The sequence below is a fragment of the Streptomyces sp. NBC_00158 genome (assembly GCF_045160885.1).
Taxonomy (GTDB): Bacteria; Actinomycetota; Actinomycetes; order Streptomycetales; family Streptomycetaceae; genus Streptomyces.
In genome coordinates this window covers 1,518,696-1,542,101 of sequence record NZ_CP108161.1, presented here as the reverse complement: position 1 = coordinate 1,542,101, position 23,406 = coordinate 1,518,696, and the positions used below count along the sequence as shown (strand labels likewise).

The 23,406-nt window shown below is 74.1% G+C and carries 18 protein-coding genes; 11 read left to right on the top strand and 7 right to left on the bottom strand.

Annotation, left to right across the window (positions count from 1 at the left end):
• Nucleotides 1-17 precede the first annotated feature (17 nt).
• The 7 genes from OG553_RS06885 to OG553_RS06855 all read left to right on the top strand — a co-directional run bounded on the left by OG553_RS06885 (nt 18) and on the right by OG553_RS06855 (nt 8,768).
• Complete coding sequence (locus OG553_RS06885; protein ID WP_405978134.1) at nt 18-875, top strand: TatD family hydrolase; 858 nt, start codon at nt 18-20, stop codon at nt 873-875.
• Between the two features lie 20 nt (nt 876-895).
• A complete protein-coding gene (gene eboE, locus OG553_RS06880) occupies nt 896-2,137 on the top strand; it encodes a metabolite traffic protein EboE (RefSeq protein WP_405978133.1) in 1,242 nt (413 codons plus the stop codon).
• A complete protein-coding gene (locus OG553_RS06875) occupies nt 2,134-3,531 on the top strand; it encodes an alkaline phosphatase family protein (protein ID WP_405978132.1) in 1,398 nt (465 codons plus the stop codon). Before eboE ends, OG553_RS06875 begins: the two co-directional genes overlap by 4 nt.
• Before the next feature lie 31 nt (nt 3,532-3,562).
• Nucleotides 3,563-4,384 carry a 4'-phosphopantetheinyl transferase superfamily protein gene (locus OG553_RS06870; protein WP_405978131.1) on the top strand — a complete coding sequence of 274 codons (822 nt, stop codon included), beginning with the start codon at nt 3,563-3,565 and terminating at the stop codon, nt 4,382-4,384.
• Between the two features lie 148 nt (nt 4,385-4,532).
• Nucleotides 4,533-5,222 carry a hypothetical protein gene (locus tag OG553_RS06865; RefSeq protein ID WP_405978130.1) on the top strand — a complete coding sequence of 230 codons (690 nt, stop codon included), beginning with the start codon at nt 4,533-4,535 and terminating at the stop codon, nt 5,220-5,222.
• Nucleotides 5,223-5,427: 205 nt separating this feature from the next.
• Nucleotides 5,428-6,207: an ABC transporter ATP-binding protein gene (locus OG553_RS06860; protein WP_405978129.1), complete on the top strand. Its 780-nt coding sequence runs from the start codon at nt 5,428-5,430 to the stop codon at nt 6,205-6,207.
• Nucleotides 6,207-8,768: an FtsX-like permease family protein gene (locus tag OG553_RS06855; RefSeq protein ID WP_405978128.1), complete on the top strand. Its 2,562-nt coding sequence runs from the start codon at nt 6,207-6,209 to the stop codon at nt 8,766-8,768. Before OG553_RS06860 ends, OG553_RS06855 begins: the two co-directional genes overlap by 1 nt.
• Nucleotides 8,769-8,844: 76 nt before the next feature.
• Here the strand turns inward: OG553_RS06855 and OG553_RS06850 are convergent, their stop codons facing one another.
• Entirely contained in the window at nt 8,845-9,852 is a 1,008-nt protein-coding gene (locus OG553_RS06850; protein WP_405978127.1) for a TauD/TfdA family dioxygenase, read from the bottom strand.
• A gap of 218 nt (nt 9,853-10,070) precedes the next feature.
• Between OG553_RS06850 and OG553_RS06845 the strand changes: the two genes are divergently transcribed.
• The gene (locus OG553_RS06845; RefSeq protein ID WP_405978126.1) at nt 10,071-10,859 is read left to right on the top strand and encodes a 4'-phosphopantetheinyl transferase family protein; all 789 of its coding nucleotides are present in this window, start codon (nt 10,071-10,073) and stop codon (nt 10,857-10,859) included.
• 117 nt (nt 10,860-10,976) lie between these two features.
• Nucleotides 10,977-11,537 carry a hypothetical protein gene (locus OG553_RS06840; RefSeq protein ID WP_405978125.1) on the top strand — a complete coding sequence of 187 codons (561 nt, stop codon included), beginning with the start codon at nt 10,977-10,979 and terminating at the stop codon, nt 11,535-11,537.
• Between the two features lie 31 nt (nt 11,538-11,568).
• Here OG553_RS06840 and OG553_RS06835 read toward each other — a convergent pair whose 3' ends face one another.
• Complete coding sequence (locus tag OG553_RS06835; RefSeq protein WP_405978124.1) at nt 11,569-13,401, bottom strand: BTAD domain-containing putative transcriptional regulator; 1,833 nt, start codon at nt 13,399-13,401, stop codon at nt 11,569-11,571.
• 133 nt (nt 13,402-13,534) lie between these two features.
• Nucleotides 13,535-13,984 carry an Lrp/AsnC family transcriptional regulator gene (locus OG553_RS06830; RefSeq protein ID WP_042802011.1) on the bottom strand — a complete coding sequence of 150 codons (450 nt, stop codon included), beginning with the start codon at nt 13,982-13,984 and terminating at the stop codon, nt 13,535-13,537.
• 123 nt (nt 13,985-14,107) lie between these two features.
• Here OG553_RS06830 and OG553_RS06825 point away from each other — a divergent pair, with 123 nt between their 5' ends.
• On the top strand, nt 14,108-15,109 hold the full coding sequence (locus tag OG553_RS06825; protein WP_405978123.1) for an asparaginase: 1,002 nt from the start codon (nt 14,108-14,110) through the stop codon (nt 15,107-15,109).
• Nucleotides 15,110-15,170: 61 nt separating this feature from the next.
• Here the strand turns inward: OG553_RS06825 and meaB are convergent, their stop codons facing one another.
• From meaB to OG553_RS06805, 4 genes are all read right to left on the bottom strand, one after another.
• Nucleotides 15,171-16,154, bottom strand: coding sequence for a methylmalonyl Co-A mutase-associated GTPase MeaB (gene meaB, locus OG553_RS06820; RefSeq protein WP_405978122.1), 984 nt, complete (start codon nt 16,152-16,154; stop codon nt 15,171-15,173).
• A 12-nt stretch (nt 16,155-16,166) separates the two neighbouring features.
• Nucleotides 16,167-18,386, bottom strand: coding sequence for a methylmalonyl-CoA mutase (gene scpA / locus OG553_RS06815; RefSeq protein WP_405978121.1), 2,220 nt, complete (start codon nt 18,384-18,386; stop codon nt 16,167-16,169).
• Nucleotides 18,376-20,262: a methylmalonyl-CoA mutase family protein gene (locus tag OG553_RS06810; protein WP_405978120.1), complete on the bottom strand. Its 1,887-nt coding sequence runs from the start codon at nt 20,260-20,262 to the stop codon at nt 18,376-18,378. Before OG553_RS06810 ends, scpA begins: the two co-directional genes overlap by 11 nt.
• Before the next feature lie 63 nt (nt 20,263-20,325).
• Nucleotides 20,326-21,549: an ROK family protein gene (locus OG553_RS06805; RefSeq protein WP_405978119.1), complete on the bottom strand. Its 1,224-nt coding sequence runs from the start codon at nt 21,547-21,549 to the stop codon at nt 20,326-20,328.
• Nucleotides 21,550-22,426: 877 nt separating this feature from the next.
• Between OG553_RS06805 and OG553_RS06800 the strand changes: the two genes are divergently transcribed.
• On the top strand, nt 22,427-23,395 hold the full coding sequence (locus OG553_RS06800) for a TauD/TfdA dioxygenase family protein (RefSeq protein WP_405978118.1): 969 nt from the start codon (nt 22,427-22,429) through the stop codon (nt 23,393-23,395).
• Nucleotides 23,396-23,406: the final 11 nt, after the last annotated feature.

The following is a 23,406-nucleotide window of genomic DNA, read 5'->3' as shown; positions in this document are numbered from 1 at the left end:
CCTACCGGAGCCCGACCATGCGCATCTTCGACCCGCACATCCACATGACGTCCCGCACCACGGACGACTACCGGGCGATGCACGCCGCCGGCGTGCGCGCGCTGGTCGAGCCCGCGTTCTGGCTGGGCCAGCCCCGCACCTCCCCCGCCAGCTTCACCGACTACTTCGACGCCCTCCTCGGCTGGGAGCCGTACCGAGCGGCCCAGTTCGGGATCAGCCACCACTGCACCATCGGCCTCAACCCCAAGGAGGCGAACGACCCGCGCTGCACGCCCGTACTGGACCTGCTGCCCCGCTACCTCGCCAAGGACGGGGTCGTCGCCGTCGGCGAGATCGGCTACGACACCGTCACCGAGGCCGAGGACCACGCCTTCGCCGTCCAGCTCGCCCTCGCCGTGGAGTTCGCCCTGCCGGCCCTCGTCCACACCCCGCACCGCGACAAGGCCGGCGGCACCGAACGCTCCCTCGCCGTGATCCGCGAGTCGGGCATCGACCCGGGCTTCGTCGTCCTCGACCACCTCAACGAGGTCACCGTCCGCGAGGTCCGCGACTCCGGCTGCTGGATGGGCTTCTCCATCTACCCCGACACCAAGATGACCCCCGACCGCATGGTCGCCATCCTCAAGGAGCACGGCACCGAGCGGATGCTCGTCAACTCCGCCGCCGACTGGGGCCACAGCGACCCGCTCCTCACCCGCGCCACCGCCGAGGCCATGCTCGCCGCCGGCTTCGACGAGGACGACGTGGACCGCGTGCTGTGGCGCAACCCGGTGGCCTTCTACTCCCAGTCGGGCCGCCTCGGCCTCGACGGATACACGGACGTCCAGGCCGCCGGCCTCTACGCGGGCAACTCCATCGCCCGCGGCGGAAACTGATCAGGAGGAAGGGACGCCTGATGCGATTCCGCCACCCGGACGGCACCGCCGTCCACCTCGCCTACTGCACCAACGTGCACCCCGCCGAAACCCTGGCGGGGATCACCGCCCAGCTCGACACGTACGCCGAACCGGTCCGCCGGGCCACCGGCGAGCCCCTCGTCGGACTCGGCCTGTGGCTGCCCGTGGACGCCGCGGCCGCCCTCGCCGCCGACCCGGCCGCCGTCACCCGGCTGCGCGGGCAGCTCGCCGCCCGCGGACTGGAGACGGTGACCCTCAACGGCTTCCCCTACCGGGGATTCCACGCGCCCGTGGTCAAGCGGGCCGTGTACTACCCGGACTGGTCCGAGCCCGCCCGCCTCGACTACACCCTGAACCTGGCCCGGATCCTCGCCGGACTGCTGCCCGACGACGCCGCGCGCGGCTCCGTCTCCACCCTGCCGCTGGCCTGGCGCACCGCCTGGTCGCGCACCCGCACGGCCGCCGCCGCCCGCAACCTCGACGCGCTCGCCGCGGGCCTCGCCCGCATCGAGGAGGAGACCGGCCGGACCGTGCGCGTCGCCGTCGAACCCGAGCCGGGCTGCGTCGCCGAGACCACCGAGCAGGCCGTCGACGTGCTGGCCGAAGTCGACCACGACCGGATCGGCCTCTGCCTGGACGCCTGCCACCTGGCCGTCGCCCACGAGGACCCCGGCACGGCCGTCGGCCGGCTGCTCGCGGCCGGACTCCAGGTCGTCAAGCTCCAGGCCTCCAGCGCCCTGGAGGCCACCGACCCGCAGGACCCCCGGGTCCGGGAGGCGCTGGCCGCCTTCGCCGAGCCGAGGTTCCTGCACCAGACCCGCGAGGCCGGGCCCGACGGCACCGGACTCCACGGCTCCGACGACCTCGGGCCGGCCCTGGCCGGAGCCCTGCCCGGCAAGGCCCCCTGGCGCATCCACTACCACGTGCCGCTGCACGAGGAGCCGGCCCCGCCGCTGGCCTCCACCGGGCCGGTGCTCCGCGAGACCCTGCGGACCCTGTTCGGCGGGGACCACGCCGTCACCGACCACATCGAGGTGGAGACCTACACCTGGTCCGTGCTGCCCGAGGAGTCCCGGCCCGTCGGCGAGGCCGGCCTCGCCCGGGGCATCGCCGCCGAACTCGACTGGACGGCACGGGAGCTGACCGCGCTCGGCCTCACGGCACTCACCCCGGTCGCCACCGCATCCGCCGCACCCGCCGCATCCGCCGCACCCGCCGCGCAGAAGGAGCCCGGCTCATGACCGCCCCCACCCCCGCCGTCCGGCGGAAGAAGACCGCCGTCCTGTGCACCGTCGGCCTCACCCCCCGGCTGCTGCCGCACATGCCGAACGTCCGGGCCATCGGCGAGCAGGGCTTCACCGCCCCGCTCGACACGGTGTTCCCCGCCGTCACCGCCACCGTCCAGGCCACCCTCACCACCGGCACCCTGCCCCGCGAGCACGGCGCCGTCGGCAACGGCTGGTACTTCCGCGACCACGGCGAAGTGATGATGTGGCGCCAGCACAACGCCCTCGTGCGGGGGGAGAAGGTCTGGCAGGCCGCCCGCCGCCACGACCCGGACCACACCACCGCCTACCTGTGCTGGTGGTGGGCCATGGGCGCGGACGTCGACACCGTCCTCACCCCGCGCCCCGTCTACCACTACGACGGCCGCAAGGCCCCCGACTGCTACACGGTCCCCGCCGCCCTGCGCGACGAACTGACCGCCGCACAGGGCGAGTTCCCGCTCTTCAACTACTGGGGCCCGACCGCCTCGCTCACCTCCACCCGGTGGATCGCCGGCGCCGCCCGGCACGTCGCCGACACCCGCGACCCCGACCTGTCCTTCATCTACGTCCCGCACCTGGACTACGACCTCCAGCGGTTCGGCCCCGACAGCCCCGAGGCCGTCCGCGCCGCCCGCGAGGCCGACGCCGCCCTCGGCCCGCTCCTGGCCGACCTGCGCGACCGCGGCACCACCGTCGTCGCCCTCAGCGAGTACGGGATCTCGCCCGTGAGCCGGCCCGTCGACATCAACCGCGCCCTGCGCCGCGAGGGCCTGCTGTCCGTCTACGCCCAGCGCGGGATGGAGTACCTCGACCCGTACACCTCCCGGGCGTTCGCCGTCGCCGACCACCAGGCCGCCCACGTCTACGTGGCCGACCCGGCCGACGTCCCGCGCGTGCGCGACGTGCTGAAGTCCCTGGACGGCGTCGACGAGGTCTGGGACCGCACCCAGCAGGCCGACTACGGCATCGACCACCCGAACGCGGGCGAGCTCGTCGCCGTCTCGGAACCCGACGCCTGGTTCACCTACTACTACTGGCTCGACGACGCCCGCGCCCCGGACTTCGCGCGCGGCGTCGAGATCCACCGCAAACCGGGCTACGACCCGGCCGAGCTGTTCTTCGACCCCGCCGATCCGGCGGCCAAGGCGAAGGCGGCCCTCGCGGTGCTGAAGAAGAAGGCGGGGATGCGCGCACCGCTCCAGGTGGTGCCGCTCGACCCGGGCTGTGTCCGCGGCAGCCACGGACGACTGCCCGGCGACGACCGGGACGCGCCCGTGCTGCTCTGCTCGGACCCGTCCCAGGAACGGCCCCGCTACCACGCCACCGAGGTGAAGGACCTGCTCCTGCGCCTGGGCGGACTGACCTGACAACGCCCTCAAGGGGGGAGAGGAGGACCCGATGACGAGCCAGACCCTGACCGCCGTGCGCGGCCGCATCGACCACACCGCCACGACCGGTGTACTGCCCGTGCCCGCAACGGCCGCACGGGAGGCCGCGAGACTGCGCGCCACGGGCGAGGCGCACGTGTGGTGGTGGCCGCTCGAAGACCGGGTGGACCAGGCCGATTTCGACCTGCTGGACGAGGTCGAGCAGGTACGCGCCCGCCGCTACCGGGCCGAGAAGGACGCCGCCGCGTTCATCCGGACCCGGGCCGCCGCCCGGCGCGCGATCGGTGGACTGCTGGGGGTGGACGCCCGTACGGTGGCCCTCGGCCGCCGCGTCTGCCCGGGCTGCGGAGACCTGGAGCACGGCCCGCCCGCCGTGGCCAGCCCCGCCGTCGGACTCGCCGTGAGCCTGACCCGCACCAGCGGCTGCGGGGTGCTCGCCCTGCACGCGGGGGACTGGATCGGGGTGGACGTCGAGGCGCTGCGGCCCGTGGAGTCCGGCTCCCTGGCCAACGTGGTGCTCGCTCCGGCGGAGCACGCGTACATCCTGTCGCTGCCCGCCGGACCGGAGCGGACCGCCGCCTTCCACCGGGTGTGGACCCGCAAGGAGGCCGTGCTCAAGGGGGTCGGGCTGGGGCTGCTCGGCATCGACCTCAACGCCCTGGACGTCACCCCGGGCACGCCCGGCCCGGTCGAGGTGGAACACGGCTACCAGGGCGAGGTCAGCCGCTGGCAGATCGACGACCTCGACCTGGACGGCAACTGGTCGGCCTCCCTGGCCCGCCCGGTGGACGGCTCCCCCCTCGGCCCGGTCCACCGCCACCGCCCGGCGTAGCCCCGGCCGGAGACCATCCCGGCGCCCCGCCCGGCAGGGCAGCGGCGTCCACCACCAGGCTCCGGGCCCGGATCCCTCCCCCGTGGGGTCCGGGCCCGGTCCGGCCGACCTCCCCGCACGGAGGACCGACCCCTTCCCGGAGCACCCCATGGCTCAGCCCACCGCCACCCGCACCGCCGACCCGGCCCCCGCCGCGCAGGCCCCCGCCCCCGCCCGGCCAGGGCCGCCGCACACCCCCGCCCCCGGGGCCGCGGCCGTCACCGGCGGGCTGCTCGTCGTCGCCCTGCTGCTGTGCGCGGGCCCCCTCGCAGGCGGCGCCGTCCAGGAGTTCCTGGACCGGATGGCCGGCGTGTTCGCGCTCGTCGCACTCTCCGGCTCCGTGATGCTCGGCCTCGCCACCGTCTTCCGCGACGTACTCACCCCCGCCCAGCGGCAGTTGGCCCAGCTCCTGCACCGCGCGGCGGGCCTGGCGGGCGTCGGTTTCCTCCTCGTCCACATCGGCGTCAAGGTCGCCGGGGAGAAGATCGGCGCGGCCGACGCCGTTCTCGGCTGGGGGAGCGGGGACCTCCTGGTCGACCTCGGCACCCTGGCCGCCCAGCTCTTCGTGCTCGCCCTGCTCACCGGCCTGTGGCGGGGCGTCTTCGCCACCCGCCGCTGGATCCGTCCCTTCCGCGTCCTGCACGGCGCCGCGTACGCCGGCTGGGCCGTCGGCCTCGTCCACGGACTCGGCGCCGGCCGCCCCCCCGCAGGCTGGGTCGTCGCCTGCTACGCCCTGTGCGGCGCCGCCACCGTCGCCGCCCTCGCGTACCGCCTCACCCGCGGCCGCCGCCCCCGCTGACCGCCCCTTCCGCTGACCGAACGGCCCCGGACCGCACGGTTCCGGCCGGAGGGCACCGCCCCCGGCCGGAAACGCGCGCCCGGGGCCTTCTCGCGTAGAGGGAATATAGACCCGCCCTCAAGGATCGGCGTGTTGCATCCGCCGACTTGGGCGGATGGGGCTGCTGACAAACCCCCCTCAAACGCATGGGAAGGACTGGTCGCGCATGCGGACCCAGACGAACAGCCTCCGTGGGCAGAGCAGCACCGGATCCCCCGGGTTCGCGCTGCGCCTGGACGGGGTCGTGAAGGAGTACGGAAAGAGCGGACGCGGCGTGCGCGCCCTGGACGGGGTCTCGGTCGGCATCGAGCGCGGCTCGTTCACGGCCGTCATGGGACCCTCCGGTTCCGGAAAGTCGACCTTCCTGCACTGCGCGGCCGGCCTCGACAAGCCCTCCAGCGGCAAGGCCTACATCGGCGACACCGAACTCGGCGGGATGAACGAGACCCAGCTGACGAAGCTGCGCCGCGAGCGCATCGGCTTCGTCTTCCAGGCCTTCAACCTCATCCCGGCCCTCTCGGTACGCCAGAACGTGGAGCTTCCGCTGCGCCTGGCCGGCGAGCGCCTCGACCCGGTCTGGCTGGAGGAGATCCTCACCCGCGTGGGCCTGGGCGGCCGCGCCACCCACCGGCCCGCCGAACTCTCCGGCGGCCAGCAGCAGCGCGTGGCGATCGCCCGCGCCCTGATCACCCGCCCCGACGTCATCTTCGGCGACGAGCCCACCGGCGCCCTCGACACCGTCACCGCCAAGGAGATCCTCTCCCTGCTGCGGTCCTGCGTCGACGAGACCGGCCAGACCGTGGTCATGGTCACCCACGACCCGGTCGCCGCCTCCTACGCCGACACCGTCCTCTTCCTCGCCGACGGCCGCATCGCCGACCGGATGCACGCCCCCACCGCCGACCGCGTCGCCGACCGCATGACCCACCTGGGAGCGTGGGCCTGATGCTGCGCTACGCCCTGCAGACCCTGCGCGCCCGCAAGGGCGGCTTCATCGGGGCCTTCCTCGCCCTCTTCTGCGCCGCCGCGCTCGTCACGGCCTGCGGGATCCTCCTGGAGACGGGTTTGAGAGGAGAGATCGGCACCGAGCGCTACGCCGGTGCCCCGGTGATCGTCGGCGGTGACCAGAACGTCCACCAGGTCACCGTCAAGAACAAGGGCGACAAGACCAAGACCAAGGAGAAGGAGAAGCCGCTCGGCGAGCGGGTCTGGCTGCCCGCCGACACCGCCGCCACCCTCGGTTCGCTGCCCGGCGTCAAGGCCGCGCTGCCCGAGGTCACCTTCCCGGCCTACGCGGTCGGCCCCAAGGGGCAGGTCGTCCAGGGCGTCAACGGGAAGCCCTCCTACGGCCACTCCTGGACCTCCGCGGCCCTGACCCCCTTCACCCTGGCCGAGGGCGCCGCCCCGGCCGGCTCCGACGAGGTCGTCGTCGACCGCGAACTCGCCCGCCGCGCCGGCATCAAGCCCGGCACCGAGCTGACCGTCCAGGCCACCGGCTCCCCGCGCAAGTACCGGGTCAGCGGCATCGCCGCCCCCACCGGCGGAGACCTGGAACAGCAGACCTCCCTCTTCTTCTCCGACGCCGAGGCCGAGCGGCTCTCGGGCCGCGCCGGACAGGTCGCGGTGGTCGGCGTACTGGCCAAGCCCGGCGTGTCCACCGCGGACCTCGCCAAGCAGGTGGAGAAGGCCCTCGACGGCACCACCGCCCAGGTGGTCACCGGCGGCGAGCGCGGCCCGGTCGAGTTCCTCGACGCGGCCAAGGCCCGCATCAAGCTGGTCTCCATGGGCGGCGCCATCGGCGGCACCTCGCTGCTCGTCGCCATCCTCGTGGTCGTCGGCACCTTCGCCCTGTCCATCCAGCAGCGCTACCGCGAACTGGCCCTGCTGCGCGCCATCGCGGCCACGCCCAAGCAGATCCGCCAGCTCATCGGCCGCGAGGCACTGATCGTCGGCGCCCTCGCGGGTGTCCTCGGCTCGGTCACCGGCCTGCCCATCGCCTACTGGCTGCACGGCAAGTTCGTCGGCTTCAAGGCGATCCCCGACACCCTCGAAGTCACCTTCAGCGTCTTCCCGTTCTTCGCGGCGATCGGTGCGGCCCTGCTGGGCGCCTGGGCGGCCGCACGCATCTCCGCCCGCCGCACCGCCCGCATCCGCCCCGCCGAGGCCCTGTCCGAAGCGGCCATGGAGCAGCGGAACTTCGCCTGGGGCCGGCTCGGCGCCGGCGCCGCGTTCCTGGCCGGCGGCGTCGTCCTGCTCGTGGTCCTCTCGGTCCTGCGCAGCGAGCCGGCGTCCACCCCGGTGACCTTCCTGTCGGTCGTGGTCCTCGCGGTGGCGGTGTCGCTGCTCGGCCCGCTGATCGCCCGGATCGCCGTCGCCGTCCTCGGGGTCCCGCTCAAGGCCTCCCGGGTCGGCGGCTACCTGGCCACCGCCAACGCCCGCGCCAACACCAAGCGGCTGTCCGCGGCCGTCACCCCGCTCGCCCTGCTGATCGGCATGGCCTGCACGGTGTTCTTCGTCCAGACCACGATGGGCGCGGCGGCCACCGCCCAGGCCAAGGCCGGCAACAAGGCCGACTGGGTCGTCGGCTCGGCCGGCCCCGGTGTGCCCGCACAGGCCGCCGACAGCCTCCGCCGGGTCCCCGGCGTCACCGCGGTGACCGAGGTCGTACGCACCTCCGTGCGCGTCGGCCTGGAGAAGTACCCGGCCCAGGGCGTCTCCACCCAGGGCCTGACCCACACCTGGGACCCGGGCGTCAGCGCCGGCACCCTGGACGGCTTCGGACCGCAGTCCGTCGCCCTCAGCGACGTCGCCGCCGACAACCTGGGCAAGAAGCCGGGGGACAAGCTGAAGCTGACCCTCGGCGACGGCACCGAGACCGAGCTGAACGTCGCGGCCGTCTACGACCGCGGGCTCGGCTTCGGCGACCTGACGATGTCCCACGAGCTGGTCGTCAAGCACGTCGACAACCCGCTCGCCTCCTCGCTGCTGGTCAAGACCGCCGGCGACGGCGGGGCCGGCCGCGCCGAGCTGCAGAAGGCCGTCGGAGCGCTGCCCGGCGTCGGCGTCCTCGACCGCGACCAGGTCGAGGACCTCCAGGCCGAGGTCCAGCAGTCCAACGCCGAGGTCAACTACGTGGCGATGGGCCTGATCATCGCCTTCACCGCGATCGCCGTGGTCAACACCCTGGCCATGTCGGTCTCCGACCGGATCCGCGAGTTCGCCCTGCTCCAGCTCGTCGGCACCACCCGCCGACAGGTGATGGGCATGCTCCGCATCGAGTCCGCCCTGGTGGTCATCATCTCCGCCGTGCTCGGCACCGGCATCGCCTTCGCGGTGCTCACCGCCTTCAGCATCGGGATGACGGGCTCCGCGTCCCCGTCCATCGACCCCTGGATGTACCTCGGGGTGCTGGGCTTCGCCGCGGTGCTCACCGCCCTGGCCACGCTCGTCCCGGGCCGCCTCGCCCTGGCGGGCCGCCCCGCGGACGTCATCGGCTCGCGCCAGTAGCCGCCGCGAACGGCCGGAGGGCCGGCCCCCCTGGTGGGGGCCGGCCCTCCGGCCTTCGGTGCGTGCGTCCCGGTCCTCAGTTGAGCACCGCCCCGCCGCCCTTGCGGTCCACCCGGCTGCGCCGGTGGTCCAGGTGCGCGTACACCCGGTGGAGCCAGCGGTCCTGGCCGTCGTAGCGAGGGGTGAAGGAGGTCCTGCCGTGCACGGCGAGCCGGTTGTCCACCACGGCGAGGTCGCCGACCCGCAGCGCCAGCGCCGACATCGTCCGCATGAGCGCCTCGCGGAGCTCGGCCATGGCGGCCGCGGCCTCGTCGTCCAGCGGGTGGGTCGCGGCGAAGTCCACCAGGATGTTCGGGTCCTCGGGGTCCCCGACCAGGATGGGGTGCGCCGGCGTGACGGAGTTCAGGTCGCCGAAGGACGGCGGCGGCTCGGTGAGGAACCGGGGCGCGGCCAGTACCGCGGCGGTGCGTTCGGAAAGCAGCGGGAGCGCCCGCCGTATCGAGGACGTGCACAGCTTCGCGTCGCCCGTCGAATCCTCGCGCACGCAGAGCAGACCGACGTAGTCGGGCTTGTTGTCGTGGAAGGCGTTCTCGACGTGGAGTTCCAGCAGAACCGATCCCGCATTGCTCTGGGAATTCTCGCTCCCCGGCACCGGCACGACGTTCTGCACCAGGGCGCCGGTCTTCTCGCTGCGATAGGCGATGACCTCGCCGAGCTGCAGCATCGCCGCCGTGACCAGGGCCGACGCGACGGCCGGCACCCGCTCCACGGAACCGGGCACGCTCGGAGTCTCCGGCAGCGGGTCGTTCGCCACCACCGGGACGTTGCGCAGCAGCAGCACCGCGTCCGGTCCGGCGTCGTGCCGGAAACGGCGCAGCTCGGCCAGGATCCTGCGGGGCAGCATCGCCGAGGCGTCCCGGACGGTGTCCAGCCAGGCCGGCTCGTCGATCAGCGCCGGTCCGGAAGCCAGCAGCCCGGTGGCCAGGGCGACCAGCTCGTCGCGCTCGGCGTCGGTGAGGCTGAAGGCGTCCGGCGTCGTACCGGTCGCGGTAAGGGTAAGGGTGTGCTCTCGCGTCCTTGGCATGAAGAATTCCTCGGGGTAGACGAGCCTTGACCCGAGTCAGTTTCCGGACGTGCCCTATCACATTCCTATGGAAAACACTCCCGAACGGGCAGCGGAAATAGGTATAGGCGGGCCATAGTCGCCCGCCGAATGCTTATGGGGCGGCTTTGTCCCCGGTGAGGACACCGGCAGGCCGCAGTTCCCGCACCGTTCGACGGGGGAGAAGAAGGGAGGATTTCATGGCATTGAGGGAAGAGGACCCCGCCCGCGCCGCCGCGATCGCCGCGGCCGGCGCACTGGGCGCCCAGGGGGAGGCCCACGTCTGGTGGTGGCGTCCGCCCGAGAACACCGATCCGGCGGATCTGCCGCTGCTGGACACCGAGGAGTTCCGGCGGGCCCTGTCCCTGCCGGCGGAACGCGACGCCGCGGCCTTCGTCCGCTCCCGCGCCGCCGCCCGCCGGGCACTGGGGGAACTGTTCCGCCTCGAACCCCGGGACATCGCCCTCGGCCGGGACGACTGTCCCGGCTGCGGCGACGGCAGCCACGGTCCGCCCCGGCTGGTCGTACCGCCCGTGCCGCTCGCCCTCAGCATGAGCCGGACGAACGGCTGCGGGGTCTTCGTGCTCGGGGCGGGCCCCGCGATCGGCATCGACGCCGAGGCACTGCGCCCCGTACGCCGCTCGGCGACCACCGACCCGGACCTGACCCCCGCCGAGCGCGCCCACCTGGCCGCCCTGCCGCAGGGACCCGAACGCGACGAGGCCTTCCACCGGATCTGGACCCGCAAGGAGGCCGTGGTCAAAGCCACCGGCCTGGGCCTGTCCGGTGTCGAACTCGGCCTGCTGGAAACCCATCCGGCCCGCACCGGACCGGTCCGCGTCACCCACACCCACCGCGGCCGGACCACCGCCTGGACCGTGGAGGACCTCCGGGTGTTCGACGGGATCGCGGTGGCACTGGCCCGGCCGGCGGGACCCGCCGCGCACGGCCCCGTCCACCACCACACCGACCGGCCGACCGCCCCCTGAACCCGCGCCCCGCATCCGTACTCCGCGTCCGCGCACAGCGTCCGTACGCAGCGCATCCGCACGCACCCGTCCCGCCCGACCGCCCCGGTACCGCCTCAGCGAAAGGCCCGCAGAGCCATGACCATCGAGTCCTTCTTCCCCGTGGAAGAGCTGATCGCCGCCAACTCCCTCCCCGGGCACCAGGCGTCCCAGGCCCCGGCCGGCACCAGCCTGCTGGGCCTGACCGCCGAGGACCTGAACACCTACTTCACCCGGATCGCGGAAGCCGTCGAGCAGGACGACCCGGGCCCGGCCGCGCGCGGCGGCTGGGAGGAGCGGGAGCGGCTGCGCTTCTCCACCTGGGTCCGCCGGGTCTACGAACACCCGCTCTCGCCGGCCGTCTTCGCGCTGCCCGTCACCCGGCTCATCCGCGAGGTACAGCTGGGCCAGGCCGCCGAACTCGCGTTCCGCATCGACGTGGGCCGGGCCCGGGCGAAGGCGGCGAAGCCCTCCGCCGAGGTACGGGCCACCGCCGCCGTCGCGTCGGCCTGGGCCATCGCGGCCGACGCCCTCTCCCAGTCGCCGCGCCCGCCGCGCGAGCGGGTCGTCGGCGACGTGTGGACCATCGTCCGGGAGACCATCGAGCCCGCCCTGCGGCCGGCCGGCACCTTCCAGCCGCGCTCCCACAGCTCCTGGTGAGCGCCCCGTAGGTGCCCGGCCCGCCACGGGTTCACCGCACCGCGGAGGGGAAGGCGTCCCGCGTGGTCAGCGAGGCCGCCAGCAGCCGCACCAGGTCGTTGCACCGGTACAGCGGCCTGCCCTGGGCGTCCAGCCCGGACAGCTCCATCAGGGCGCCGTCCACCAGGGCGTCCAGGGCCGCCTCCGCCTCCTCCTCCGCGGAGCCCAGCACCAGCGCCGCGTACTGGGCGGAGAACGGCTCCCCGTCCCAGTCGGCGAGTCCGGTCAGCGTGGCCAGCTCCGGGCCGCCCACCCGGCGTACGCAGTGCACCAGCGCCTCGCGCACGCTCACGTCCCCGTACGCCAGTTCCGCCAGCCGGCCGTCCGGATCGGCCAGCCGGGCCGCCAGCCGGGCCACCGGCCAGTGCGGCCGCGCCGCGAGCCGGGCCCCGGTCACCGACAGGGCCAGCGGCAGCCCCGCACAGTACGCGACCAGGTCGTCGGCCGCGTCCGGATCCGCCTCCAGCCGGTCCCGGCCGGCCAGCGAGGCCAGCAGCTCCATCGCCTCGTCGTCGTCGACCGGGGTCAGCGCGGTGGTGTCCGCGCCCGCCACCCGGGCCAGCCGGGCCTGACTGGTGATCAGCACCGCCGCCTCCGGGCCGCCCGGCAGCAGCGGCGCCACCTGCCGGTCGCCCACCGCCCCGTCCAGCACCAGCAGCAGCCGCGCCCCAGAGGTCCGGGTCCGGTACAGCCGCACCAGCTCCTCCAGGTCCTGCGCGGCGGACGCCGGCGGCGGCTCCCCGAGGGCGCGCAGCAGCCGCACCAGCACCTCGGCGGGCTCCTTCGCGGTCCCGTCCGGGTGGCACAGCTCCACGTACAGCTGCCCGTCCGGGAACCGCGCGGCGCAGTCCTGGGCGGCACGCACCGCGAGCGCCGTCTTGCCGACCCCGGCCATGCCGGTGATCAGCAGCCGGCGCGGGCGGCCGTCCTCCCGGGTCAACCGCTCGCGCAGCGCGGCCAGTTCGGCCGTACGGCCGGTGAACTCCCCGTAGGGCGCCGGCAGCGTCGAGGGCGCGGTCCGCCCCGCGGGTGCCGCCGGGGCGGCCGGGGCGCTGTCCGCGGGGGCCGGCGCGGGCGCGGCCGAGGCCAGCCCCAGTCCGCCGCCGAGCACCGCCTGGTAGGTGGAGCCCAGCGCCTCGCCCGGGTCCACGCCCAGCTGGTCGGCGAGGACCGCGCGCCCCTCGTAGTAGGTGTGCAGCGCGTCGGCCTGCCGCCCGCAGCGGTACAGGGCCGTCATCAGCTGGGCGCGCAGGCGTTCCCGTACGGGGTGCTCGGCGACCAGCCCGGTCAGCTCGGCGGTCACCTGCTCGTGCCGCCCGACGGCCAGGTCGGCCTCGATCCGGCTCTCCAGCGCGATCATCCGCGCCTCTTCCAGCGGGGGCAGCTCCGCCTCGATCATCTGCTCGGTCGCGTTGGCCAGCGCGGTGCCCCGCCACAGGTCCAGCGCGTCGCGCAGCAGGGCTCCGGCCTCCTCGAAGCGCCGGTCGGCGAGGGCCTCGCGGCCCAGCCGGTCGAGCCGGGCGAACTCGGTCAGGTCGATCCACGCCCCGGGCGCCCGCAGCACGTAGCCGGGCTGGCGCCGGACGATCTCGATCTCCTCGCCGAGGTGCTTGCGCAGCCTCGACATGTACGTGTAGATCTGCGCGCTCGCCGTGGCCGGCGGGTCCCACCCCCACAGGAGCGCGCTGAGCCGTGCATCGGAGACCACGCGTCCCTCGGACAGCAGCAGCGCGGCGAGCACCGTGTGCACCTTCGAACCGGAGAGCGGGATCGTAGCGCCGCCTCCCCGTTTGGCCTCGATCGGCCCTAGCAGCCGGAAGTCCATGCGGCACCCCCTTCTGGTGTGAGCATCCGTTCTGGAGTCCAGAAGCTATGCGGGGGCCTTATTGGAGGGTTATCGCTCGCCGTGCGCCTGCCGGCCCGCGGCGATATCCGCAGGCCGGGAGGGTGGCGCCGGGTCACACGGGCAGGCCCGTGGGGTCCTTGACGCGCTTCATGATGATCTGGGAGTTGACCTCGGTGACCCCTTCGAGCGCCGTCAGCCGCTCGATCCACAGCCGCTCGTACGCGCGCAGGTCCGCGACGGCGATGCGCAGCAGGCAGCCGGGGCTGCCGAAGAGCCGGTAGGCCTCCACCACGTCGGGGATGTCCTGGAGCGCCGCCTCGAACGCCTCGACGGCGTCCCGGTCCCGGCGGACCTCCACCGAGACCAGCACCTCGAAGCCGCGGCCCACCGCCTCGGGGTCGATCACCGCGCGGTACCCCTGGATCACCCCGTCCTGCTCCAGCTGCCGCACCCGGCGCATGCAGGGGGAGGGGGTCAGGCCCACGCGCTGGGCGAGCTCCTGGTTGCTGAGCCGGCCGTCGCGCTGGAGCTCGCGCAAGATTTCACGGTCAATCGCGTCCATCGCGCAATTATCACTCAGCTTGTATTACAGATCAGCTCGAACACGCAATCGCATTGCGCGTAGATCTCACTATCATTGCCCCCTCCAGAAAATCTGTACGAAAGACACGAAGGACGGGTGACCATGGGGCGCATCGTCGTCATCAGCACCGGCGGGACGATAGCCAGCCGGTGGATGGGCTCGGGCTTCGCCGCCGAGGCGGACGGCCGCGAGGTCATGGCCACCGCACCGCTGCCCGAAGGCGTCAGCGTCGAGGTCGTCGACCTGTTCAGCGTGAACAGCCCCCGCCTCACCACCGCCCACCAGCTGACCCTGCTGCGCACCGTCCACGAGGTCCTCGCCGACCCCGGCGTCGACGGCATCGTCGTCACCCACGGCACCGACACCCTGGAGGAGTCGGCCTTCCTCGTCGACCTGCACCACCACGACGCGCGCAGCGTCGTCTTCACCGGCTCGCAGCTCCCCATGGGCTCCGCCGACGGCGACGGCCCCGGCAACCTCTACGACGCCCTCCTCACCGCCGCGACCACGCGCGGGCTCGGCGTCCTGATCACCTTCGCCGGCCGGGTGCACGCCGCCCGCGGCACCGTGAAGACCCAGGCCGTCGCCCTCGACGCCTTCGCGGACCCCTCGAAGGAACTGCTCGGCAAGATCGGCTTCGGCAAGGTCGCCGTACTCCGCCACCCCGAGCGCCCGGCCCCCCTCACCCTGCCCGCCATGCCCGAGCTGCCGCCGCGCGTCGACATGGTCATGCACCACGCCGACGGCGACCCGCTGCTGCTGAACGCCGCCGTCGAGGCCGGCGCCCAGGGCATCGTCCTCATCGGCACCGGCGCCGGCAACGCCACCCCCGAGATCGTCGAAGCCGTACGCGCCGCCGTGGCCCGGGGCGTCCTCGTCGCCCTGACCACACGGGTCGCCGCCGGCCCGGTCACCGAGATCTACACGCACGGCGGAGCGGTCGACCTCGTCGCCGCCGGCGCCGTCCCCACCGGCACCCTCCGCGCCGGCCAGGCCCGCATCGCCGTCCTCGCGGCCCTCCTCTCGACCACCGACCCGGCGGCCCGCACCCGCACCCTCCGCGCCACCCTCGGCACCCCGGACCCGGCACTGGTCGACGCGTAGGGAACGCAGACGGGCCCGCCACCGCGTGACGCGGCGACGGGCCCGGCCGGGGCACCGGCACTCAGCCCCCGAACGCCCCCAGGATCCGGTCCGCCGCCGAAGTCGGCGTGACCGTGCCCGCCCGGACGGCCGCTTCCAGGGCGGGGGCGAGCTCGCGGACCGCCGGGTTCGAGCGGAGCCGTTCCAAGAGCTCGTCGCGGACCATCGACCAGGTCCACTCCACCTGCTGCGCCGCCCGCTTGGCGGCCAGCCGGCCGCCCGCCTCCAGCAGCACCCGGTGCTGCTCCAGGCGGTTCCAGACCTCGTCCAGGCCCGACGACTCCCGCGCGCTGCACGTCAGCACCGGCGGGGTCCACGCCGCGTCCGCCGGGTGCATCAGCCGCAGCGCGCCCGACAGTTCCCGGGCGGCGGCCTTCGCGTCGCGCTCGTGCGGGCCGTCCGCCTTGTTCACCGCCAGGACGTCCGCCAGCTCCAGGACGCCCTTCTTGATGCCCTGCAACTGGTCGCCCGTACGGGCCAGGGACAGGAGCAGGAAGGAGTCGACCATGCCGGCGACCGTGGTCTCCGACTGGCCCACGCCGACCGTCTCGACGAGGACCACGTCGTAGCCCGCCGCCTCCATCACGATCATCGACTCGCGCGTGGCCTTCGCCACCCCGCCCAGCGTTCCGGCGGACGGGGAAGGGCGTACGAAGGCCGCCGGGTCGACCGCGAGCCGCTCCATCCGGGTCTTGTCACCCAGGATGGAGCCGCCCGTACGCGTGGACGACGGGTCCACCGCCAGGACCGCGACCCGGTGCCCGAGGCCCGTCAGCATCGAGCCGAACGCGTCGATGAAGGTGGACTTCCCCACCCCCGGCACCCCGCTGATGCCGATCCGGCGCGCCTTCCCCGTGTGGGGCAGGAGCTCCGTCAGCAGCCGCTGGGCCAGCGCCCGGTGGTCCGCCCGGGTGGACTCGACGAGGGTGATGGCGCGCGCGATGTGCGCGCGCTTCCCGTCGAGCACGCCCTTCGCGTACACGTCGATGTCGATCTTCGGGGGCATCCGCTCGGCCGCCTACAGCTCGTGGCCCAGGTCCGCGGCCAGCCGCGTCACCAGGTCGTGGGCCGCGTCCGGGATGACCGTGCCCGGCGGGAACACCGCCGTCGCACCCATCTCCAGCAGCGTCGGGACGTCCGCGGGCGGGATCACACCGCCCACCACGATCATGATGTCCTCGCGCCCCTCCTCCGCCAGCTGCTCGCGCAGCGCCGGAACGAGGGTCAGGTGGCCGGCCGCCAGCGACGAGACGCCCACCACGTGGACGTCCGCCTCGACGGCCTGACGGGCCACCTCCGCCGGGGTCTGGAACAGCGGGCCGACGTCCACGTCGAAGCCCAGGTCGGCGAAGGCCGTCGCGATGACCTTCTGGCCGCGGTCGTGGCCGTCCTGGCCCATCTTCGCGACCAGGATGCGCGGACGACGGCCCTCCGCCTCCTCGAACCGGTCGACCAGCGCACGGGTGCGCTCCACGGACGGGGACTCGCCTGCTTCGGTGCGGTACACACCCGAGATCGTACGGATCTGGCTCGCGTGCCGCCCGTACACCTTCTCCAGTGCGTCCGAGATCTCACCCACGGTCGCCTTCGCCCGCGCCGCGTCCACCGCCAGCGCGAGGAGGTTGCCCTCCAGCCCCTGACCGGCACCGCGCTCGGCCGCGTTCGTCAGCGCCCGCAGCGCGTCCTGCGTACGCGCCTCGTCGCGCTCCTCGCGCAGCCGCCGCAGCTTGGCGATCTGCTGCGCGCGCACCGAGGAGTTGTCGACCACGAGCACGTCGATCTGCTCGTCGTTCTCCACCCGGTACTTGTTCACGCCGATCACCGGCTGCCGGCCCGAGTCGATCCGCGCCTGCGTACGGGCCGCGGCCTCCTCCACGCGCAGCTTCGGAATGCCCGCGTCGATGGCCTGCGCCATGCCGCCGGCCGCCTCCACCTCCTGGATGTGCTGCCAGGCCCGGCGCGCCAGGTCGTACGTCAGCTTCTCCACGTACGCGCTGCCGCCCCACGGGTCGATCGACCGGCAGGTCCCCGACTCCTGCTGCAACAAAAGCTGGGTGTTGCGGGCGATGCGCGCCGAGAAGTCCGTCGGCAGCGCCAGCGCCTCGTCCAGGGCGTTGGTGTGCAGCGACTGGGTGTGGCCCTGCGTCGCCGCCATCGCCTCGATGCACGTGCGCGTCACGTTGTTGAACACGTCCTGCGCCGTCAGCGACCAGCCCGACGTCTGCGAATGCGTGCGCAGCGACAGCGACTTGGCGTTCTTCGGGTCGAACTGCTTCACCAGCTTCGCCCACAGCAGGCGCGCCGCCCGCAGCTTCGCGACCTCCATGAAGAAGTTCATGCCGATCGCCCAGAAGAACGACAGGCGCGGCGCGAACGCGTCCACGTCCAGCCCGGCACCCCGACCGGCCCGCAGGTACTCCACACCGTCCGCGAGCGTGTACGCCAGCTCCAGGTCCGCCGTCGCCCCCGCCTCCTGGATGTGGTACCCGGAGATCGAGATCGAGTTGTAGCGCGGCATCTTCTGCGAAGTGAACGAGAAGATGTCCGAGATGATCCGCATCGACGGCTTCGGCGGATAGATGTACGTGTTGCGGACCATGAACTCCTTGAGGATGTCGTTCTGGATGGTCCCGGCGAGCTTGTCGGGCGAGACGCCCTGCTCCTCCGCCGCCACGATGTACAGCGCGAGGACCGGCAGCACCGCACCGTTCATCGTCATCGACACCGACATCTTGTCCAGCGGGATCCCGTCGAACAGCTGCCGCATGTCGTAGATCGAGTCGATCGCCACGCCCGCCATGCCGACGTCACCCGTCACGCGCGGGTGGTCGCTGTCGTAGCCCCGGTGCGTCGGCAGGTCGAAGGCCACCGACAGGCCCTTCTGGCCGGACGCCAGGTTGCGCCGGTAGAAGGCGTTCGACTCCTCGGCCGTGGAGAACCCCGCGTACTGCCGGATCGTCCAGGGCTGGTTCACGTACATCGTCGGGTACGGGCCGCGCAGGTACGGGGCCACACCCGGGTACGTCCCCAGGAAGTCCAGGCCCTCCAGGTCCCGGCCCGTGTACAGCGGCTGTACGCCGATGCCCTCCGGCGTCTCCCACAGCAGGTCGGCCGGGGTGGCGCCGGTGGACTCCTTCACCGCGGCACGCCACTGGTCCTCGGAAGCGCCGCCCGGCGCCGCGCCGAGGGCCAGCTCGGAGAAATCGGGGATGCTGCTCACGCGGCGCTCACTGGCCATGGGGGACTCCCATCCGGTCGAGTACGGAGGACAGCACGGCGACCGCGTCGCAGCCGGCGAACACGTACTCGTCCACGGCGTCGGCACAGGTACCGGGCCTGCCCGCGAGGAACACGGTCGTCGCACCGGCCCCGCGCAACGCGGCGGCCACCGCCGCGCCCTGCTCCTCGTACAGCGCGTCGGACGAGCACAGCACCGCCACGCCGTCCGCGCCGCTCGCCGCGTACGCCTCCGCGGCGCCCGCCGCGTCCACCGACACCGGGTCGTGCACGGGCTCGACGCCGCCCGCCTGGAACAGGTTCGAGGCGAAGGTCGCCCGCGCGGTGTGCGCGGAGGCCGGACCCAGGGCGGCGAGGAAGATCCGCGGCCGGGCGCCGGTCGCAGCCAGGTGCGCGTCACTGCGGGCGCGCAGCGCCTCGTACGCCTCGTCGCGCCGCACCCGCGGCAGACCCCCGGAAGGAGCGGCCGGGGCCGCCTCGCGCACGAGGGGCTTCTCCGACAGCAGCGGGAACTCGCTGACACCGGTGATCGGTTCGCGACGGGTGGCCAGCTTCTTCGAGCGCGCCGCCCAGGTGGCCGCGAGCCGCTCCGCGACCAGACCGGAGCGCAGCGCGGCGGCCTGGCCGCCCGCCCGCTCCACGGTCTGGAAGAACTCCCAGGCCGCGTGGGCCAGTTCGTCCGTGAGCTGCTCCACGTAGTACGAGCCGCCCGCCGGGTCGATCACCCGTGCCAGGTGCGACTCCTCCAGCAGGACGGTCGAGGTGTTGCGGGCGATGCGGCGTGCGAACGCGTCCGGCAGGCCGAGCTCGCTGTCGAACGGGAGCACGGTGACGGAGTCCGCGCCGCCCACCCCGGCCGCCATGCACGCGACGGTCGTCCGCAGCATGTTCACCCACGGGTCGCGGCGGGTCATCATCACCGGCGAGGTGACGGCGTGCTGCCGCTGGGCACCCGCGCCGGGCGCGCCGCAGGCCTCGGCGATCCGCGCCCACAGGCGGCGCGCGGCCCGCAGCTTGGCGATGGTCAGGAACTGGTCGGCGGTGGCGGAGTAACGGAACTCCAGCTGCCCGAAGGCGGCTTCGGTACCGAGACCCGCCCCGGTGAGGGCGCGGAGGTACGCGACACCCGTGGCGAGGGACAGCCCGAGCTCCTCGGCCGCCGAGCCGCCGGCCTCGTGGTACGGCAGGGCGTCCACGGTCAGCGCGCGCACGCCCGGCCAGGACGCCGCCGCCTCACGGGCCAGCTCCACGGCGGGGGCCGTGTCCAGGGCCTCGCCGGTGCGGGCCTCGTGGCCCAGCGGGTCGATGCCGAGCGCGGCGCGGGCGGCCCCGGGGGCCACCTCGCGCTCCGCGTAGAGGTCGAGCAACGCGCGGGCGGCGTCGGCGTATCCGGCGCCGGCGTCCAGGGTGATCGGGGCGAGGTCGAGGTAGACGTCCTGCAGGGCGCGGCCCAGCTCCCCGGCGGGGACGCCCTCCCGGCCGACGGTCAGCCAGAGGGAGGTGGTGCCGTTCTCCAGGTCGGCGAGCGCCGCCTCGTTGACCCGTACCGGATCACTGCCCGAGATGCGCTGGCGCACGTCCCAGCCCGCGGCGCTGTTCCCCTCGGGGGTGCCGCCCCGCACGAACGGCGCGAACCCGGGGAAGCCGGTGTCCGGGGAGTCCGCGTCGGGGCCGGCCGCGTCGGGGCGCGCCGTGTACAGCGGGCGGGTGATGAGCCCGTCCTCTAGTTTGGTGGACAGTGCTGCTTCCGCTGCCTCGCCGGTGACTTCCTTGCCCGACTTGCGCAGTACGCCCTCGACGAGGCGTTGCCACTGCTCATGTGTCGCGTCAGGAAATTCGGCGGCCAGGGAGAGCCCGTCGTCAGGCAGGACCGTCATGGCTCGAATGCTAGGGGTGGCTACTCGACGGTTACCAGAACCACCGGATGTGATCTCCCCCTCTCAGATGAGCTGTGGGTAGGCGGACGCGGCGGACCCCTGGGCACCGCCCGCCGGGTCCCGGAACAGGGGGCCGAGCAGGACCGTCGCGGCCGCCTGGGGGAGCACGGCGGGGCCGGCGTGCGGGGCGACGATCCGGGCCGGGTCGTCGCACGCGCGGGACCGTTCCAGGGCGGCGGTGCGGATCTCGTCGAGGTACTCGTCGTGCAGGACGCTGGAGAGCTCCGTGACGACCATGACCGCCGGGTTGAACACGTCGAGGAGGAGCGCCGCGGCCCGGCCGACGTCCCGGGCGCGCTCGCGCAGCAGGCGGTCCGCACGCGGGTCGCCCGCGGCCGCGGCGTCGGCCAGCAGCGGGACCGACGGGTCGGGGACGATGCCCCGCCGCACGGCCTCGGCGCCGAGCGCGGTGTCGGAGGCCGCCGCCTGGAGGCACCCCGTACGGCCGCAGGCGCAGACGGCGGCGGACCCGGGCACGGGGAGGTGCGCGACGTCGCCGGCGGCCGAGCCCGGACCCCGGTGGACGGTGCCCTCGATGCCGAACGCGGCGTCGACGACGTTGCCGATGAACAGGTGGACGAGGCTGCGGCGGGCCGCCGGGTGCCCGAACAGGACCTCGGCGGCGGCGACGGCCCGGGCATGGTTGTCCACACGTACGGGCAGCCCGAGGGCGGCGCCGAGCTCCTCGGCGAGGGGGCGGTCGTGCCAGTCGAGCGCGGGGTGGCGCACGACGGTCCCGGTATCGGGGCGGACCCAGCCGCCGAGGGCCGCGCCGACACCGAGGAGGGGGCGGCCGCCGGTACCGGACTCGCGCAGGGAGTCGCGGAGGAAGTCACGGAGCCCGGCGGCGATACGGGCGGGGTCGTTCCGCCCGGCGTGGTGCGGGAGGGAGCGGCGGGCCAGGGTCCGGCCGCGCAGGTCCACGAGGCTGAAGGTGGAGGCGGGCACCCCGATGTGCAGCCCGGCGGCGACCGGCCCGCCGACGGCCCCGGTGTGCAGGTCCAGCGGCACGCGCGGCCGCCCGGACCCGGCGTGCGCCGAGGGCCCGGGCAACTCGCGCAGCAGCCCGGCCCGCAACAGCCCGGTCGCCTGCCGCGACACCGCGGCCGGACTCAGCCCGCACAACGCGGAGATCCCGCTCCGCGCGACGGGCCCGTGGTCCAGCACGGTCCGCAACACGGCGGCGGCATTGACGGCACCCCGGCCGTCGCCGGGCATTCTGCTCATGGGTCGATGATGCCGGTCGGGGACGGGGCACTCGCGGTGCGGGCCCCCGGCCGCGGGCGGGTACGCCGACTCGTGGGGCCGGCCGGCGCGGTGCGGTGCGGTGCGGGACGGGGCGCGCGGTGCGGGCCCGCTATCTCCCCCTCGACCCCCCGGGCCCGCTCGGTGGTTGCCCACCCGCCTCCCTGGGTGCGGGTGGGTGCGTACGTCGGCTCGTGGGGGCAGGTTCGACGGCCCGGCCGGAGCGGGGCGGGGCGGTGTTGGCCCGGGGTGTGCCGGGGTGCGCAGCGCGCGGCCGCGGGGCGCGGGGGCTCCAGGCCCCGCCGGGCGATGGGCGGCTTCGGTTGCGGGGCGATGGGGTGGGGGAGCGGTGCTCCCTGGGCCGCTCAGAGACGGCCCAGGCCGGGCCCCGCTCTCCCCGTCCCCCCGCACCGCGACATGGCGGGGGCGTTGCGGGGCCGTGAAATCCGGCCAGGGGTTTTCGGCCGGGCAGTGTGGAGAAGTTGCAGGTCAGCGGGGGTGCAGGAGGGGTGCGGCAGGGGTTCGTCGGGTGGTGGGGCGGGGGTTGACCCCGTGCGGTGGCGCTGACAGGCTCCGAGCCATGACCGCGAACGCGCACCTCGCCCCGCGGCTCCACATCTCCGGCCCCTGTAGCGCGCCGGGCCGGTGTCCGGGCCGCTGTCCGGCCCTTCTCGGGGCCTGAGCCCCCGACCCGTCGGCCCCCGGCCGCCCCGCACCCCCGCCGCGTGATCGCGCCGGGGCCCGGGGCGCAGCCCCGGCCGCTCCAGCGCCACCGTTCTGCCGTGCCCCGGCGTACCGCCGGGTCCGGGTCAATGCTGCGCCCATTTCTTCCGCTGCGGAAATAAACCCAGGAGTCCTCATGGCCACCGCGACCGCCACCGACACCGCGACCGACACCACCTCCCACACCACCACCGTCACGAAGATCGGCGGCCGTATCGGCGCCGAGATCGGCGGCGTACGCCTCGGCGGCGATCTCGACGCCGGGACCGTCGCAGAGATCAGGGCCGCCCTGCTCGCCCACAAGGTCGTCTTCTTCCGCGACCAGGACCACCTCGACGAGGCCTCCCACGAGGCCTTCGCCCAGCTGCTCGGGACGCCCGTCGCGCACCCCACCGTGCCCTCCGCGGACGGCCGGTACGCGCTCGGCATCGACTCCCACCACGGCGCCCGCGCCAACCAGTGGCACACCGACGTGACCTTCGTCCCGGCCTACCCGGCCTTCTCGATCCTGCGGGCCGTCACCATCCCCCCGTACGGCGGCAACACCCTGTGGGCCAACACGGCCACCGCCTACTCCCACCTGCCCGAGCCGCTGCGGGCGCTCGCCGACGGGCTGCGGGCCGTGCACTCCAACGAGTACGACTACGCCGCCCTGAAGCCCGACGCCCTTCCCGAGGCCCTCGCCCAGTACCGCGAGGTGTTCACGTCCACGAAGTTCCTCACCGAGCACCCGCTGGTCCGCGTCCACCCCGAGACCGGCGAGCGGACCCTGCTCCTCGGCAACTTCGTGCAGCGGATCCAGGGCCTGACCGGCCGGGACTCGCGGGCCCTGGTGGACCTCTTCCAGGCGCACGTCGAGAGCCCCGAGAACACCGTGCGCTGGCAGTGGCGCGCCGGTGACGTCGCGATCTGGGACAACCGCGCCACCCAGCACTACGGCGTCGACGACTCCGACGACCACGAGCGCACCCTGCGCCGGGTCACCGTCGACGGCGACGTCCCGGTCGGGCCCGACGGGGAGCCGTCCCGCCTGATCAGCCCCGAGAGCGTGCCGGAGCCGTCCTTCGGGATCGCGTCCGGGGCCTCCTCCTCCGCCTCCGTCTGACCCCACGCCCG

Coding starts and splice junctions, on each gene's coding strand:
- OG553_RS06845 (WP_405978126.1), top strand. CDS start 10,071: ATGGCATTGAGGGAAGAGGACCCCGCCCGCGCCGCCGCGATCGCCGCG.
- OG553_RS06810 (WP_405978120.1), bottom strand. CDS start 20,262: ATGACGGTCCTGCCTGACGACGGGCTCTCCCTGGCCGCCGAATTTCCT.
- OG553_RS06865 (WP_405978130.1), top strand. CDS start 4,533: ATGGCTCAGCCCACCGCCACCCGCACCGCCGACCCGGCCCCCGCCGCG.
- OG553_RS06850 (WP_405978127.1), bottom strand. CDS start 9,852: ATGCCAAGGACGCGAGAGCACACCCTTACCCTTACCGCGACCGGTACG.
- OG553_RS06840 (WP_405978125.1), top strand. CDS start 10,977: ATGACCATCGAGTCCTTCTTCCCCGTGGAAGAGCTGATCGCCGCCAAC.
- OG553_RS06800 (WP_405978118.1), top strand. CDS start 22,427: ATGGCCACCGCGACCGCCACCGACACCGCGACCGACACCACCTCCCAC.
- OG553_RS06875 (WP_405978132.1), top strand. CDS start 2,134: ATGACCGCCCCCACCCCCGCCGTCCGGCGGAAGAAGACCGCCGTCCTG.
- OG553_RS06830 (WP_042802011.1), bottom strand. CDS start 13,984: ATGGACGCGATTGACCGTGAAATCTTGCGCGAGCTCCAGCGCGACGGC.
- scpA (WP_405978121.1), bottom strand. CDS start 18,386: ATGGCCAGTGAGCGCCGCGTGAGCAGCATCCCCGATTTCTCCGAGCTG.
- OG553_RS06825 (WP_405978123.1), top strand. CDS start 14,108: ATGGGGCGCATCGTCGTCATCAGCACCGGCGGGACGATAGCCAGCCGG.
- OG553_RS06860 (WP_405978129.1), top strand. CDS start 5,428: ATGCGGACCCAGACGAACAGCCTCCGTGGGCAGAGCAGCACCGGATCC.
- eboE (WP_405978133.1), top strand. CDS start 896: ATGCGATTCCGCCACCCGGACGGCACCGCCGTCCACCTCGCCTACTGC.
- OG553_RS06870 (WP_405978131.1), top strand. CDS start 3,563: ATGACGAGCCAGACCCTGACCGCCGTGCGCGGCCGCATCGACCACACC.
- OG553_RS06855 (WP_405978128.1), top strand. CDS start 6,207: ATGCTGCGCTACGCCCTGCAGACCCTGCGCGCCCGCAAGGGCGGCTTC.
- OG553_RS06835 (WP_405978124.1), bottom strand. CDS start 13,401: ATGGACTTCCGGCTGCTAGGGCCGATCGAGGCCAAACGGGGAGGCGGC.
- OG553_RS06885 (WP_405978134.1), top strand. CDS start 18: ATGCGCATCTTCGACCCGCACATCCACATGACGTCCCGCACCACGGAC.
- OG553_RS06805 (WP_405978119.1), bottom strand. CDS start 21,549: ATGAGCAGAATGCCCGGCGACGGCCGGGGTGCCGTCAATGCCGCCGCC.
- meaB (WP_405978122.1), bottom strand. CDS start 16,154: ATGCCCCCGAAGATCGACATCGACGTGTACGCGAAGGGCGTGCTCGAC.